14 protein-coding genes are annotated in these 16,438 nt (G+C 40.3%); 13 read left to right on the forward strand and 1 reads right to left on the reverse strand.

Features of this window, described 5'->3' with window-relative positions; genetic code table 11:
* Positions 1-24: 24 nt before the first annotated feature.
* From IE080_RS15140 to IE080_RS15190, 11 genes are all read left to right on the forward strand, one after another.
* On the forward strand, positions 25-471 hold the full coding sequence (locus IE080_RS15140) for a sterol desaturase family protein (protein WP_229800670.1): 447 nt from the start codon (positions 25-27) through the stop codon (positions 469-471).
* 1 nt (position 472) lies between these two features.
* The gene (locus IE080_RS15145) at positions 473-1,369 is read left to right on the forward strand and encodes a MerR family transcriptional regulator (RefSeq protein ID WP_189584468.1); all 897 of its coding nucleotides are present in this window, start codon (positions 473-475) and stop codon (positions 1,367-1,369) included.
* Between the two features lie 215 nt (positions 1,370-1,584).
* Entirely contained in the window at positions 1,585-2,097 is a 513-nt protein-coding gene (locus IE080_RS15150) for an RNA polymerase sigma factor (protein WP_189584471.1), read from the forward strand.
* 4 nt (positions 2,098-2,101) lie between these two features.
* Entirely contained in the window at positions 2,102-3,583 is a 1,482-nt protein-coding gene (gene crtID, locus IE080_RS15155; RefSeq protein WP_189584586.1) for a bifunctional phytoene desaturase/3,4-desaturase, read from the forward strand.
* 21 nt (positions 3,584-3,604) lie between these two features.
* Positions 3,605-4,447 carry a phytoene/squalene synthase family protein gene (locus tag IE080_RS15160; RefSeq protein WP_189584588.1) on the forward strand — a complete coding sequence of 281 codons (843 nt, stop codon included), beginning with the start codon at positions 3,605-3,607 and terminating at the stop codon, positions 4,445-4,447.
* Between the two features lie 72 nt (positions 4,448-4,519).
* Positions 4,520-5,365, forward strand: a complete 846-nt coding sequence (locus tag IE080_RS15165) for a 4-hydroxy-3-methylbut-2-enyl diphosphate reductase (RefSeq protein WP_189584474.1) — start codon at positions 4,520-4,522, stop codon at positions 5,363-5,365.
* A gap of 23 nt (positions 5,366-5,388) precedes the next feature.
* A complete protein-coding gene (locus IE080_RS15170; protein ID WP_189584477.1) occupies positions 5,389-6,096 on the forward strand; it encodes a fatty acid desaturase in 708 nt (235 codons plus the stop codon).
* A gap of 91 nt (positions 6,097-6,187) precedes the next feature.
* Positions 6,188-8,596: a TonB-dependent receptor gene (locus IE080_RS15175; RefSeq protein WP_189584480.1), complete on the forward strand. Its 2,409-nt coding sequence runs from the start codon at positions 6,188-6,190 to the stop codon at positions 8,594-8,596.
* A 45-nt stretch (positions 8,597-8,641) separates the two neighbouring features.
* Entirely contained in the window at positions 8,642-9,775 is a 1,134-nt protein-coding gene (locus IE080_RS15180) for a BamA/TamA family outer membrane protein (RefSeq protein WP_189584483.1), read from the forward strand.
* 5 nt (positions 9,776-9,780) lie between these two features.
* Positions 9,781-10,425, forward strand: coding sequence for a TatD family hydrolase (locus IE080_RS15185; protein ID WP_189584486.1), 645 nt, complete (start codon positions 9,781-9,783; stop codon positions 10,423-10,425).
* Entirely contained in the window at positions 10,418-11,143 is a 726-nt protein-coding gene (locus tag IE080_RS15190) for a tRNA threonylcarbamoyladenosine dehydratase (RefSeq protein ID WP_189584489.1), read from the forward strand. The genes IE080_RS15185 and IE080_RS15190 overlap by 8 nt, the downstream gene beginning before the upstream one ends.
* Positions 11,144-11,182: 39 nt before the next feature.
* Here IE080_RS15190 and IE080_RS15195 read toward each other — a convergent pair whose 3' ends face one another.
* A complete protein-coding gene (locus IE080_RS15195) occupies positions 11,183-11,962 on the reverse strand; it encodes a superoxide dismutase (RefSeq protein ID WP_308428176.1) in 780 nt (259 codons plus the stop codon).
* 192 nt (positions 11,963-12,154) lie between these two features.
* Here IE080_RS15195 and dapF point away from each other — a divergent pair, with 192 nt between their 5' ends.
* Together dapF and secA are read left to right on the forward strand one after the other, a co-directional pair.
* A complete protein-coding gene (dapF, locus tag IE080_RS15200) occupies positions 12,155-12,934 on the forward strand; it encodes a diaminopimelate epimerase (RefSeq protein ID WP_189584492.1) in 780 nt (259 codons plus the stop codon).
* A 115-nt stretch (positions 12,935-13,049) separates the two neighbouring features.
* Positions 13,050-16,430 carry a preprotein translocase subunit SecA gene (gene secA, locus IE080_RS15205; protein WP_189584495.1) on the forward strand — a complete coding sequence of 1,127 codons (3,381 nt, stop codon included), beginning with the start codon at positions 13,050-13,052 and terminating at the stop codon, positions 16,428-16,430.
* Positions 16,431-16,438: the final 8 nt, after the last annotated feature.

A 16,438-nucleotide genomic window follows, 5' to 3' on the forward strand; every position in this document is an offset into this window, starting at 1 on the left:
GAACAATCTAATTATTTCCAAGTTATGACTGTAATGTATGCTGTAATATTTACAATTTTAGGTTTTTTGTCCATGGAATTGGCAGGTTGGTTCATCCACAAGTACATTATGCATGGACCTTTATGGTCTATTCATAAGACGCATCATGAGCCTTCCAAGTCTTTCTTTGAGCTAAATGACCTCTTTTCCTTCATCTTTGGCTCGGTGGCCATTGTTCTGATTTTTTTGGGAGTTGGAGAATTGGATTACCGATTCTGGATGGGTGTTGGTATCAGTATTTATGGGATGAGTTATTTCTTCATCCATGATGTACTGGTGCATAGAAGGTTCAAGTGGTTTGATAGACCCAAGAGCAAATGGCTTCTTGGAATATTCAAGGCACATCAAGCGCATCATGCGACTAATAAAAAAGATGACGCGGTATCCTTCGGTTTATTTATAGTTCCAAAGAAATACTTTAAAGGTAACTAACGTGAGTACCTATTCTATCAAAGATCTTGAACAGCTTTCTGGTATTAAAGCCCATACCTTGCGCGTATGGGAACAACGGTACAATCTTTTGCTGCCAAAGCGAACGGATACCAATATCCGATACTATGACGATGACGACCTGAAGTTGATTCTTAATGTTGCCCTTTTAAATGATAATGGTTACAAGATCAGCAAAATAGCGAACATGTCTGATGCAGAAATGCGGGATGAAGTAATGAAACTCACAGATCGTACACTTACGCACGACGATCAAATCCACGCATTGACACTCAGCATGATTGAAATGGATGAAGAGAGATTTGATAAAATCCTATCCACTAACATCCTCAAGCTTGGTTTTGAACAGACCATGATGACCATCATCTACCCATTTATGTCCAAAATCGGTGTTTTGTGGCAAACAGGCGCAATTAATCCCGCACAAGAACATTTCATGAGTAATTTGGTGCGACAGAAACTTATTGTGGCTATCGATGGGCAGTTATATAAAGGAGGAGGTAAAAAATTCTTGTTATTTCTTCCCGAAGGCGAACTACACGAAATTTCCATACTATTTGCTGCGTATTTAATCAAACTCAGCGGTCATAAAGTAATTTACCTTGGTCAAAGTACCCCAAGTGCTGATTTGGTTTCAGTCTACAATCTGCACAAACCAGATTTCTTAATGACAGTAATTACGACATCACCATCATCTGAGTTTGTTCAGGACTACATGGATCATCTGGCAGAAAATTTTGCCGATGCTAAAATCATTGTTTCAGGGTATCAGATCGTAGGACAAGACTTCAAGTTTGCTAAAAACGTAACTCCCTTGTATTACTTGAGAAGTCTAAAGGAATATTTATCCGAAATCAACGAGGTTCTTCAAGAGAAATAGTTGAGTATATTCGACAAAATGTTCAACAAGGCAGATTTTTACGAATCTGCCTTTTTTTGTTTTAAACTGCCCCAAAACGTGTATAAACTGACATTTTTAGACCCATACAGGTCCATAATCTTAATTTTGTTTAAGAATTTGAAAAAATAATTAGACAAAATATTTGTAAGTTGTTTAAGTTTTACTACATTTGGTTAAACAAAATGATAGAAGCCATGACAACTCTAGAATTCAGTTACTCGTTAAACAAATTATCAAGTTCCTTGAAACCTTTTGCACTCAAACTTACAAGAGATGCAGATGATGCTAATGATTTGCTTCAGGACACCATGGTAAAAGCTTTTACAAATAAGGATAAGTTTACAGAAGGTACTAATCTAAAAGCATGGTTGTACACTATCATGAAAAATACCTTCATCACCAACTATCAAAGAATGGTCAGAAGGGGTACATTTGTCGATACCACTGACAATTTGCACTATCTTAATTCAGGAGATACATTGGTAGAAAATGGTGCTTACGGTGATTTTACAATGGACGACATCTACAGCGCTATCGAAAAATTAGATGATGTGTATAAAGTCCCTTTCATGATGCATTACAAAGGATTCAAATATCATGAAATTGCAGAAAAACTAAACATTCCAATAGGAACTGTTAAAAATAGAATCCATATTGCTAGAAAACTACTAAAAGAAGATTTACACGTGTATCAACACAAGAACTGATATGATGCCTAAAAAAAATGTTGTGGTGATAGGTGCTGGATTTGCAGGCTTATCTACCGCTACACATTTGGCGCACAACGGATATCAAGTTACGCTTCTGGAGAAAAATGATACCCCCGGTGGGAGAGCGAGAAAGTTCGAAGCCGAGGGTTTTGTTTTTGATATGGGGCCTAGCTGGTATTGGATGCCAGATGTTTTTGATAATTACTTTGGCCACTTTGGGAAAAAGCCATCGGATTATTACAACCTACTACGCTTAGACCCTTCTTACACTGTTGTTTTTGGAGAAAACAAATTCATTCCTATCCCGGCCGACCTTCAAAAATTCCGAGGTTTACTGGAAAGTATGGAGCCTGGGGTAGGTCCTAAGTTTGATGAATTTATGGACCAGGCTGCTTACAAATATAAAGTAGGCATTCAGGACCTCGTATATAGACCTAGCAGATCGCTTTTTGAATTTACCAGTCCGGGTTTATTGGTGGATATCATCCGTATGGATGTGTTCCAATCCATGGCGAAGCATGTGCGCAAATTCTTCAAAAACGAAGAAATCATACGTTTAATGGAGTTTCCTGTAATCTTCCTTGGTGAAACAGCTGAAAACATACCAGCACTCTACAGCTTGATGAATTATGCTGATATCAAACTGGGGACTTGGTATCCTATGGGAGGTATGCATGAAATTATCAAAGGAATGGTCACTCTTGCAGAGGAAAAAGGTGTAAAGATTCACTTAGGAGCCGATGTTTCTCATATCAATGTGAAAAACGGAATAGCTACTGATGTAGTCTTAAAATCAGGGGAAAAATTTGATGCAGACGTAGTAGTAGCAGGTGCAGACTATCATCATGTTGACTCTAAACTGTTGGCTCCAGAATTCAGAAATTATGATGAAAAATATTGGGATAAGCGTGTAATGGCACCGTCTAGTTTGTTGTTTTACCTAGGTATCGACAAAAAACTAGACAATCTCACCCATCACATGTTATTCTTTGATGAACAAATGGGCCCGCATGCTGATGCTATCTACACTAACCCTAGATGGCCTGAGCGACCATTGTTCTATCTTTCTGCAGCATCTAAGACAGACCCTAGCGTAGCACCTGAAGGAAAAGAGAATTTGGTGATTCTTATACCTTTGGCTCCGGATTTGAATGATGAGGAGGACATCCGAGAGAAATACTTCAACATTGTGATGGACAGATTAGAGAAATTAACGGGTCAGGAGATTCGCAGTCATATTGTCTACAAACGCTCCTATGCACACAGTGATTTCAAAAAAGATTACAATGCATTTAAAGGAAATGCCTACGGATTAGCCAATACTTTATTTCAAACAGCTATCTTGAAGCCTTCACTTAAAAATAAAAAAGTGCGAAATTTGTACTACACAGGTCAGTTAACTGTACCAGGTCCTGGAGTGCCTCCAACACTTATTTCAGGACATGTAGTATCAAAAGAGGTGATGAAGGAAAACAAATTATAAACTAATTGGTATATTATGGGTATGGATGCAAAAAAACTCTACGATGACACTACTTTCGAGTGTAGCAAACTGATTACCCAGCGGTACAGCACAAGCTTTACTTTGGGCATCAAAACACTCGACAAGAAGTTTCATCTTCCCATTTATGCCATTTATGGCTTTGTCAGGTATGCAGATGAGATTGTGGATACCTTTCATGACCAAGATAAAAAAGCGTTATTGGCCGACTTCAAAAAAGATACGTACGAGGCCATCGCAAAAGGCATCTCCCTGAACCCAGTCCTCCATGCATTTCAGCTAATCGTCAATCAGTACCAAATCGACTTGGATTTGATTGAAGCTTTCCTGAAAAGCATGGAAATGGATCTAGACTTTAAAACTTACAACGACTCCAAATACAACGAATACATCTATGGCTCTGCGGAAGTTGTGGGGCTTATGTGTTTGAAAGTATATGTGGAGGGAGACCAACAAGAATACTTACGCTTAAGAGAGCCTGCATGCAAACTAGGAGCTGCATTCCAAAAGGTTAATTTCCTGAGGGATATCAAAAGTGACTACGAAGAGCGCGGAAGGGTCTATTTTCCAGGTGTAGACTTCATGTCCTTTGACAAATCTGCCAAGCAACTGATTGAAGAGGATATACAGAAGGATTTCGATGAAGCGCTGATTGGCATCAACCAATTGCCAACGGGTGCCAAACTGGGAGTGAAAGTAGCTTATTTATATTATCAAAAACTCTTTGACAAAATCAAAGGGCTTCCGGCAGAAACCATTACGCATGAGCGGATTAGAATTCCAAATGCCCGAAAAATATCGCTATTAGTGGGCACTTATTTTGGAATGAAATTAGGCTTTAGTTAACTTACATTCGTAGAACTGTCCCATCCAAAAAGAATTGTCAAACAATTTCTAAAAAACCAAAGTTTCTAGCGTATGATGAATCTGAGAGTGCATATTGACCAACATTCCGGCTTCTGCTTTGGCGTTGTTTATGCAATTGAAATGGCCGAAGAAATCCTTGATGAGCAAGGTTACTTGTATTGTCTTGGGGATATCGTCCATAATGATGAAGAAGTTAATAGACTGACCAATAAAGGTCTTCGCATCATTGACCATGAAGAACTTAAGACCTTAACAGATGAAAAAGTTTTGATTCGTGCGCACGGAGAACCCCCTTCCACGTACGAATTGGCTATCAATAATAACCTTACCTTAATCGATGCAAGCTGTCCTGTAGTACTGAAATTGCAGAACAGAATTAAAAACTCTTACGACAAAGATGAGACCATCTATATCTATGGGAAGCATGGGCATGCAGAGGTAATCGGTTTACTAGGTCAGACCAGTAACAATGCTGTTGTTTTTCAGGATATCAATGAGTTAGATTTGGATACGTTGCCAAAAAACTTAACATTGTATAGCCAAACGACTAAAAGCACCGACAAATTCTATGAAATCAATGATATTCTTCGTGAAAAAGGGATAACAGTAAACACGAATGATACCATCTGTCGTCAAGTGTCCAACCGCGATAAAGAATTGAGAGATTTTGCAGATAAATTTGATAAAATCGTATTCGTCAGCGGAACAAAATCTTCCAATGGAAAGGTATTGTACAATGTCTGCAAAGAGAAAAATCCAAATACATACTTCGTATCAAATGCCGAACAAGTAGACCCTGCATGGTTCAATGAAAATGATAGTGTGGGTATTTGCGGGGCAACTTCCACGCCTATGTGGCTAATGGAAGATGTAAAAAACAGGCTTGAGACCTTCTAAGCCAAATTGCGTATATTTGAAGTATGGCTAATCATACAAGTATTTCTTCCGATTCCCTTGGTTCCAAAGGTATAATAGTGGCAGTTACCATTATAATCTCTTGGGCGACATTGTTGGTTTTTTTGCTGAATTGGGAGTTGTCTTGGGACAATCCACTTGTGTATGTGGCTATCCTATTGCAGATGCATTTGTACACAGGCTTATTTATTACTGCCCATGATGCCATGCATGGGGTTGTTGCTGCCAACAAAAAAGTAAATCACACCTTAGGATGGATTTCGGCAATACTTTTTTCATATAATTTCTATTGGAAATTATTCCCCAAACATCACGAGCACCACCGCTATGTGGCCACCGATAAAGATCCTGATTATCATCCTTCGGGCAATTTCTTTATCTGGTATTTGAGTTTTATCCGTCAGTATGTCAATATTTGGCAGATACTATTGATGGCCATCACCTTCAACATCCTAAAACTCTTCCTCCCCACGGAGAATTTGATTATCTTTTGGATGGTGCCAGCTGTACTTTCCACCCTGCAGCTATTTTATTTTGGAACCTATCTCCCACATAGAGGGGAGTCTGATAACAAGCATCACTCCCATTCACAAGATAAAAATCACTTATGGGCATTTATCTCTTGCTATTTTTTTGGCTATCATTTTGAGCATCATGACTCTCCTGGCACTCCTTGGTGGAGATTGTGGAAAGTGAAAGAAAATAACCACTGATCACTTTTAACTAAATTCCCCTAAAATATCCTCTTTTTGATTGAACAATTCTTCATTGGAATGCATTTAGCATGTATGTTAAGCTAAACCAATGAGACGTTCATTTACAATTTTAATTTGTTTGTTCCTATCTTTCCCGATTTTTGCACAACAAGGAGCAGAAATCAGAGGACGTGTATTTAACCCTATAAACAATGAAGGGATTCCATTTGCAAATGTGGTCATCCTAGGTACAGACTACGGCACTGTCACAGATGTTGATGGAAATTATTCGCTTACTAATCTGGAGCCAGGTCTGTACAATGTCAGAGCTAGTTTTATAGGCTACAGGTCCCAAACCCAATTTGAAATCCAGGTTACTCGAGCACGTGCCGTTCAATTGAATTTTGAACTTAGAGAAGAGGCTTCAGACTTGACAGAAGTTACCGTAAACGCTGATTTTACAAGGTCTGATGAAACACCTATTTCTGTAAGAAGACTGAATACCAATGAAATCGAGCGCTATCCTGGTGGTAACAGAGACATCAGTAGAGTAATTCAATCATTACCAGGTGTGGCAAGTACAGCTGCTTTCCGTAATGACATTATTATCCGAGGAGGCGCACCTAATGAAAATAAATTTTTCATTGATGACATTGAAGTGCCTGTAATTAATCACTTCGCAACCCAAGGATCCTCAGGAGGACCTGTTGGAATTCTTAATGTGAATTTGATTAAGAATGTGGATGTAATTACGGGAGGATTTCCTGCTGATAGAATGAACTCTCTAAGTTCTTTCTTCAATTTTGAATTGAAAGAAGGAAGAAGTGACAAAATGTTTACCCAAATGACTATCGGAGCCAGCGAGTTCACAGTTTCCAATGAAGGACCTATAGGAGAAAAAACCACTTATTTGATTTCAGCTAGAAGATCCTATTTGCAATTATTATTCAGAGCCATTGGCTTGCCTTTTTTACCAGATTTCTATGATTTTCAAGTCAAAACTGTCACAAAAATAAATGACAAAACTGAGTTGACATTCTTAGGTGTTGGAGCGATAGATTTATTTTCGCTGAATTTCGATGAACCACGCAACGAAACAGTTGAAGAGCGTGAAAACAGATTATTCTTATTAGACAACTTACCTATTTCAACGCAATGGAACTATGCTACAGGCTTACGGTTAAAAAGGTTTCGTGAAAATGGATTCTGGACATTTGTTTTGAGTAGAAACATGTTGAACAACCGCTCCTTCAAATATGCAGGAAATGATGAATCGAGCAGAGACAACCTGTTATTTGATTATCTTTCCCAAGAAAGTGAGAATAAATTCAGAGTTGAAAACTCCATTTTCAAAGGTTCATTTACCTTAAAATACGGGGTGAATTATGAGTTTTCAAGATTTACCATCAGCAACTTTGACAGACAAACCTTAGCGCCGATAGGTCAAATACTAGACGTGAGTGCTAAATCATTTTTTAATAGTTATGGTGCATTCGTTTCAGGTAGTAAAAACTACCTGAATGAACGATTATTAATCTCCGGTGGTGTGCGAATTGATGGCTCGGACTTTGGTCAAACAGCACAAAATCCCCTCAATCAGATTAGCCCAAGAGTGAGTGTTTCATACCAATTTAAACCTAATTTATTTTGGACATCCAATGCGGGAATTTATTATCAAAGACCTCCTTACACTGCTCTTGGATTTAGAAATAATGAGGGAATTTTGGTCAACCAAGAAAACAACATTCAATTTATCCGTTCATCCCAACTCATTACTGGTATAGAAAAAGTCATTCCAACTAAAAGCAGAAGATTCAGTATGGAGGCTTTCTATAAACACTACAACAATTATCCATCTTCTGTCCTAAACGGGATAGCCTTAGCAAATTTAGGAGCTGATTTTGGTGTAATTGGAAATGAAGAAGTAAGGTCTGATGCCGAAGGTAGAGCTTATGGTTTAGAGTTTTTGGCTCAGCAACGATTCTTCAACAACTTTTATGGAATTGGTTCAGTGACCTTGGTAAGGAGTGAATTTACTAACCCCAACACAGAAGGATTTGTACCTTCTGCTTGGGACAACCGGTTTATCGTCAGCTTAACTGCCGGAAAGCGATTCGGTAAGAACTGGGAAGTCGGAGCACGTTGGAGATATCTAGGAGGAACTCCTTATACTCCTATTGATATTGAAACATCTTCCCTAATTGAAGTATGGGACTTAAGAGGTCAGGAACTCTTGGATTTCAATCAAATTAATGCACTTAGACTAAGGGCATTCCACCAGTTGGATGTGCGAATCGATAAAAGATACTTCTTTGATAAATGGAATTTGAACTGGTATTTTGATGTACAAAATGCCTACAATTTTCTAGCGGAGCAACCTCCACGCTTAATCCCTGTCAGAAATGCGGATGGAAGTATTCAAGTCAATCCAAATGATCCTAGCAGATACAATATGAGGCTCATCGACAATCCGGCTGGTACAATTTTACCAACTGTAGGTTTGATCGTGGAGTTTTAAAAAGGCTTCTCTATTTATCAGGCTTATTTAACTACTTTTGTCCCCATGAAATTATTACTGATTTCTTGGGGGCTTTTCTTTTTGAGCTTTGGTGTATTTGCGCAGGTAGCTGATACGATTGAGGTAATCAAAAAACCGCTTATTGAACAGGCATTTGATTTTGGAGATAAGGTCATAGATTTGATTTCCGGTGAAAAATGGGCAGTTATCCCAGCGTTGGTTTATAGCCCTGAAACTAGTTTAGGACTTGGAGCACGGGCGCTCCGAATTTTTAGGGATCAAGAAAACCCCAATTTACGCCCTTCCACACTTCCCATTACCTTTTTATACACACTGAATAACCAACAAATTTTTACTACAGAACTGGAATGGTGGGCGGATGATAACAAATTCTATACGAATGCCCGACTGGAGCTATCCAATTTCCCCTTCAAATACTTCGGTATTGGCAACAACCCCATCTCAGGTGAAGGAGAATCCTACACCACCCAATATGCTTACTTCCATATCAATTATGAACGTATGCTATTCAAAGGCGTGTATTTGGGTCCTCGTTATGAATTCAGAACTGATCGCATTTCCAAGCGGATAGAAAATGGGATTTTGGAAACTGATAGGCCTTTGGGCTTTGATGGGCAATTGATTTCAGGATTGGGACTAGCACTCAATCATGATACAAGGGACAATATTTTCCAACCCGAGAAAGGTTGGTTTAATCGAATTGCATGGATGCAATTTTCTCCAGCTTTTGGAAGCAGGTTTGAATTCAGTCAATTGACCTTGGATTTGCGTAAATATATCGCTACTAGGCCTCAACAAGTTTTAGCTTTGCAGTCTTGGTGGAGCTTCACCCAGGGAGATGCTCCGTTTCAACACATTTCCTTAATCGGAGGAAGTGAGCGTATGCGTGGTTTTTTCGAAGGGAGATTCCGTGATAAACATGCCATGGTTCAACAGGCGGAATATAGGTTTCGGGTACACAGAAATCTAGGCATGGTGGCTTTTGCCCATACCGGTCAAGTAGCTCCTAATTGGAGCGATTTTTCGAGAAATCAGTTACGATTTGGGGCAGGACTTGGGTTTCGATACCGATTGACTCCCGATGGTTTGAATATTCGATTAGACATAGCCGTGGGTGATCAGCGGGCATTTTATTTTGGACTTAATGAGGTAATTTAATGCAGATGAGGCTCATCGATTTCCATACCCATCAATCCCCACAGTCCAATCGGTTATATAATTTACCTAACTTAGACCCCGTATCATCCCCCTTTTCCATAGGCATCCATCCATGGTACCTGAATGAAAACTGGCAGCAACAACTAGAGACAATCGAGTCGCATTTAAAGTTACCACAAGCTTTTGCTCTTGGAGAAATAGGATTTGATGGTATCAAAGGGCCTTCGGAAAGCATACAGCAAGCAGCATTTCAAGCACAGGCTGATTTAGCCAAAACACATGAATTACCTATTATTTTGCACTGTGTCAAAGGACTTCATTTGCTCCAAGTCTATTTGAAAAAAAATCCTGACACTGCCCCCATCATCTGGCATGGTTGGAACCTCAAGCCAGCAATTGCAGCGTCATTAGTAAATTATCCAGTGTATTTTTCTTTTGGCAAACAGCTCTTGTATGCTGATTCGAATGCTCAAAACTGGCTGAAAGCATGCCCAATGGAAAAAATATTCTTCGAAACAGACGATTCAGCTGTAGCCATTGAAGAGATTTATCAGCAGGCTTCTGTAATTTTGGGCCGCTCTTTGGAAGAGTTGGGTGCTTTGACAGCATCAAATTGGAAAACTATCTCAAAAAAACATTGGTATGAATGATTTTGCATGGTTGTCCCGGACCGAATTGATTGTAGGGAGAAGCGGATTGGAAAAATTGGCCCAAAAACATGTATTAGTGGTAGGCCTCGGTGGGGTTGGTTCATTTGCGGCTGAATTTATCTGTCGCTCCGGTGCAGGAGAGATGACCATCATCGACGGAGATACCGTAGACATCTCCAATTGCAACAGACAATTACCCGCAACACAAAAGAATGTGGGACAATCCAAAGCAGAATGGATGGAAGAGCGACTGCTTAGCATCAATCCAAATTTAAAAATCCATGTCATCAAAGAATTTTTAAATCCAGAACCGATGAACGAACTCTTGGAAAAAAATAGGTTTGACTACGTAGTGGATTGTATTGATAGCATTACACCAAAGTTGGTCTTAATCCAAAGTGCCCTTCACAAAGGCTATCCAATAGTGAGTTCAATGGGCGCAGGAGGAAAAGTCGATCCTACTAAAATAAGGATTGCTCCTATTGAAGAAACTTATAATTGCAAATTAGCCCGCTATGTACGCAAATACTTACAACGCATGGGTATCAGGAGTGGGTTCAAAGCTGTATTTTCTGAAGAACTACCGAAGAAAGAAAGTTTGATGCTAACAGATGGTAAAAACTACAAAAAGTCTGCATATGGCACCATGTCATTTTTACCCGCTGCATTTGGATGTAGCTGCGCATCGGTAGTTGTCAATGACCTCTTAGCCAGTTAATCATAAAAAAAGGCCAGCTTTGAAAGCCGGCCTTTTTCATTAACCCTGCATGAGGGTATTATATCTTTTTTCTACTTCAGACCAATCGATGATATTCCAGAATGCGGAGATATAATCCGGTCTTCTGTTCTGATAGTTCAGGTAGTAGGCATGCTCCCACACATCGATCCCCACTAATGGAATACCCTGGAAATCGGAAATGTCCATCAAAGGGTTATCCTGATTTGGGGTAGAACCGATTTGAAGCAGGTTATTTTTATCCAATACTAACCAAGCCCAACCTGAGCCAAATCTGCCTTTAGCAGCATCTTCAAACTTTGTTTGGAATTCTTCAAAACTTCCAAAGGCTCCATTGATGGCTTCTGCAAGGTCCCCACCTGGCTGTCCGCCTCCATTAGGAGACATGATTTTCCAGAATAATTCATGGTTGTAGTGACCACCACCATTATTTCTCATTTTGGTGGAATACTTGGACATATTCATCAAGACTTCTTCCAAAGGCTTGCTCATGTCCACCCCTTCTTCACCGGCAGCCTCTACTGTATTTTTAGCATAAGCAGCTGCATGCTTGGTGTAGTGAATTTCCATGGTCATGGCATCAATATGCGGTTCCAAAGCAGTATAGTCGTAGCCCAAAGGCATTTGCTCAAAACCCGTACTCAAAATGGATTTAGCAGATTCCCCACCTTCAGATCCACCTGCACAGGCTGTCAAAAAAGCAGAACCCACTAAGCTACTCCCAATTCCCAAAGCCAGGGTAGCTTTTCCGCTTTGGCTTAGAAATGTTCTTCTGGATACGCGATAGTTTGTTTTTTTCATAAGTTATATGGTTTTCTTTTGACTGGTTATTTAACAAAAGATACTTCCAAGTTAACCAATTCGTCTTGAATACAAAACCTAAATACGACAATACGTCGCATTTTGTGACAAGATGGTTATGTTTGCAAAACTATATAAACTTGGATTGGTTTTTGAATAAGACGAAAGAAATCCCAAAAGGGATGAATTCTTATGGAAATTTTATTTTACAAGTATCAAGGCACAGGGAATGATTTCGTCATGATCGATGATAGAAATGAAGAATTTCCCATTACTGATCTTGAATTGATACGTTCCTTATGTGATCGAAAATTTGGAATTGGTGCAGATGGCTTGATTGCACTTCGGCACCATCCTTCATACGATTTTGAAATGATCTATTTCAATGCCGATGGAAGCCAAAGCATGTGTGGCAACGGTGCCCGTTGTGCTGTAGCTTTTGCTCATTTCCTAGGCATGATTGGTAAAGAAACGCATTTTCTAGCCATCGATGGCCCCCATCAAGCAACAATCAATGAACAAGCTTGGGTAGAACTGCAAATGAGTAAGGTAGCAAAGCTAAAACAAAAGGACTCTGACTATTTTGTAAACACAGGTTCGCCCCACCACGTACAGTTTGTTGAAGATATTCATGAGTTCCCAGTAGTAACAGAAGGCGCTAAAATCCGCTACGATGCTAGCTATAGTCCCAGGGGAACGAATGTGAACTTTGTAAGCCCCATCAGCACGGAGGAAATTTATGTTCGTACCTACGAGCGGGGAGTTGAAAATGAAACCCTGTCCTGCGGAACGGGAGTTACTGCATGCGCACTAGTTTATGGGGAACGCATAGGCTTATCCAAAGTGGGGATTCAAACCTTAGGAGGAAGCTTAGAAGTATCCTTCTCAAAACAGGCTGACGGGAGTTTTGACCGCATCATCTTGAGCGGCCCAGCCAAACAAGTTTTCAAAGGAAGCATAGAAATAGCCTAGTTTGAAAAAGGAAATTTGGTAATCAAGCATTGGAAAGCTGCCTTTATCTAAAGAAGGTTACAATTATTCATAAAAAGGGCGTAATTTTAAGGCCCTGAATTATACAAAAGGAGATATGTTAGAATTTATTGCCAAAGGATTGGCCAAAGTTTTTGGAACGAAATCCGATAGAGATATAAAAGAGTTGAGGCCTAAAGTTGCCATCATCAATGCCGCTTACAGCAAATTGCAAGGCCTCAGCGATGATCAACTACGGGATAAAACTGCAGAAATCAAGGGTATCATCAATGCAGAATTGAAATCCTTTGATGAAAAAATTGAGCAATTACGTGCTCAAATCGATGCGCTTGACCCGGAAAAAGTCCATGAGAAAGATGCCCTTTTCAACGAGATAGACAAAACTGAAAAAGATAGAGATGCTGCCTTGGAAGTTGTGTTGGATAAGGTGATGGCAGATGCTTTTGCCGTGGTAAAAGAAACTGCGAGGAGATTCAAAGAAAACGGTAAATTGGTCGTCAAAGCTACTTTGAAAGATAAGGAGATGGCCGCCCGTAAGCCAAACGTGGAAATCCAAGGTGAGCAAGCCATTTGGCATAACAAATGGATGGCAGCAGGCAATGAAGTCGTATGGGACATGGTTCACTATGACGTGCAGTTGATCGGTGGTATGGTGCTTCATTCAGGAAAAATTGCCGAAATGGCCACAGGTGAGGGTAAAACTTTGGTATCCACTTTACCTGCTTACCTCAATGCCCTTTCTGGACGAGGAGTTCACATCGTAACGGTCAACGATTACTTGGCCAAAAGGGACTCCGAATGGAATGCTCCCTTATTTGAATTCCATGGCTTAACCGTGGATTGTATCGACAAGTATCAGCCTAACTCTGATCAGCGTAAAAAAGCCTATCAGGCAGATATTGTTTACGGAACCAATAATGAATTTGGCTTCGACTACCTGAGAGATAATATGGCAAGAGATGTCAATGATTTGGTGCAAGGCAAGCATCACTTCGCCATGATTGATGAGGTTGACTCCGTATTGATTGATGATGCCCGTACGCCTTTGATTATCTCAGGTCCTGTACCAAGAGGGGATCAGCATGAATTTATGGAAATGAAGCCAAGGGTATCAACCTTGGTGGAAGAGCAAAGAAAGTTAATTCAAGGTTACTTGGCTACCGCTAAGAAACTGATTGCAGAAGGAAATGAAAAAGAAGGTGGATTGGCATTGTTCAGAGCTTACAGAGGTATCCCGAAATACAAGCCTTTGATTAAATACCTATCTGAGCCAGGTATCCGTGTCATTCTTCAAAAAACAGAGAATTACTATTTACAGGATAATAAGCGGAACATGCATGAAGCTGATGAACCGCTATTATTTACCATTGATGAAAAAACCAATGGTGTAGAACTGACTGATAGAGGGATTGAATCCATCACATCAAAAAATGAAAATCCGAACTTCTTTATCCTTCCCGACATCGGTGTAGACATCGCGGAGATGGAGAAAAACCCAGATATCGACGATAAAGAAAAGCTTATCCGCAAAGAGGAAATCATCAAAGATTACTCTGTCAAAGCGCAGCGTATCCACACAGTAAACCAGCTTTTGAAGGCTTACTGTATGTTTGAGAAAGATACGGAATACATCATCGTCGATGGAAAAATCAAAATCGTAGATGAACAGACAGGTAGGGTAATGGAAGGCCGTAGGTATTCCGATGGCCTACACCAAGCTTTGGAAGCGAAGGAAAATGTGAAAGTAGAAGATGCTACACAGACCTATGCGACCATCACCTTGCAAAACTACTTCCGTATGTACCACAAATTGGCGGGTATGACGGGTACTGCGGAGACAGAAGCTGGAGAGTTCTGGACCATCTACAAATTGGACGTAGTAGTAATTCCTACCAACAAACCAATTGTCAGACAAGACCGAGAAGATAAAGTATATAAAACTGTCCGTGAAAAGTTCAATGCTGTAGCAGACGAAATCGTGGAATTGACCAATCAAGGCCGTCCGGTATTGGTAGGTACGACATCGGTGGAGATTTCTGAGGTATTGAGCCGTATGCTCACAATCAAAAAAATCAATCACCAAGTATTGAACGCCAAGCAGCATGCCAGAGAAGCAGATGTGGTAGCCGAAGCCGGTAAACCAGGTACGGTGACCATCGCTACCAACATGGCAGGTCGTGGTACAGATATTAAGCTGACTCCTGAGTCAAGAAAAGCAGGTGGATTAGCCATTATTGGTACCGAGCGTCATGAATCCAGAAGGGTAGATAGACAGTTGAGAGGTCGTTCGGGTCGTCAAGGAGATGTGGGTTCATCCCAGTTCTTTGTTTCCTTGGAAGACAGCTTGATGCGTTTGTTTGGTTCTGATAGAATCGCCAAGTTGATGGACAGAATGGGCTTGGAAGAAGGAGAGGTTATCCAACACTCCATGATTACCAAATCCATCGAGCGTGCCCAAAGAAAAGTTGAAGAAAATAACTTCGGTATCCGTAAGCGTCTCTTGGAGTATGACGATGTCATGAACTCCCAAAGAGAGGTAGTATATAAAAGAAGAAGAAATGCACTGAAAGGTGAACGTTTGGAGTTAGATATTCTGAATGTGATGTATGATGTGTCAGAAGGCTTGGTCAATATGGCCAAAACCACCGATGACATGGAAAACCTTCGCATGAATATCTTTACCTCCTTGGGTATTGATTACCAATTCTCTGAATCAGACATCAGTACCAAAGATACGGCAACCTTAACCTCTATGTTGTTCAATGCTGCTTACCAAAACTATACCCGCAAAAACAGTGGGATTTTGGAAAAAGCCATGCCAGTATTGAAAGATGTATATGCACAAAGAGGTGCTACAGTAAAAGAAATCATGGTACCGATCACCGATGGTATCAAACAAATCGGTGTGGTCATCAATCTAGAGTCTACACTGCAGCACGATGGCAGAGATTTGATCCGTGCAATCGAAAAGAATGTGACCTTAGCCATCATTGATCAAAACTGGAAAGAGCATCTGCGTGATATGGATGACTTAAAACAGTCTGTTCAAAATGCAGTATACGAGCAAAAAGATCCATTATTGATTTACAAGTTTGAAGCATTTGAGATGTTCAAGCGCTTCGTGGGTAAACTCAACGAGGATACGATTTCATTCCTTTCCAGAGCAGAGTTGCCTACCCAAGACCCGAATCAGGTACGTGCAGCACAAGCACCAAGAAGAGAAGAAGCACAGGTCAAAGCCTCTAAAGAAGAAGTGGGCAGCAGCTTAAATCCTGGTGCAGGCAGACAGGCGGCAGCGGCTGTAGCCAACAGAACAGCAGCGCCACAAGTGGTAGCCCCAAGAAAATCAGAGAAAGTGTACGGTCGAAATGACCGGGTAAATGTACAATATGCCGATGGCAAGCTTGTCAAAGATGTAAAGTACAAGAGTGTAGAGCAAGATGTAGAAGCAGGCAAATGTATCATCATTGAAGATTAATTGATAAC

The organism is Mongoliitalea lutea (assembly GCF_014652135.1).
Classification (GTDB): domain Bacteria; phylum Bacteroidota; class Bacteroidia; order Cytophagales; family Cyclobacteriaceae; genus Mongoliitalea; species Mongoliitalea lutea.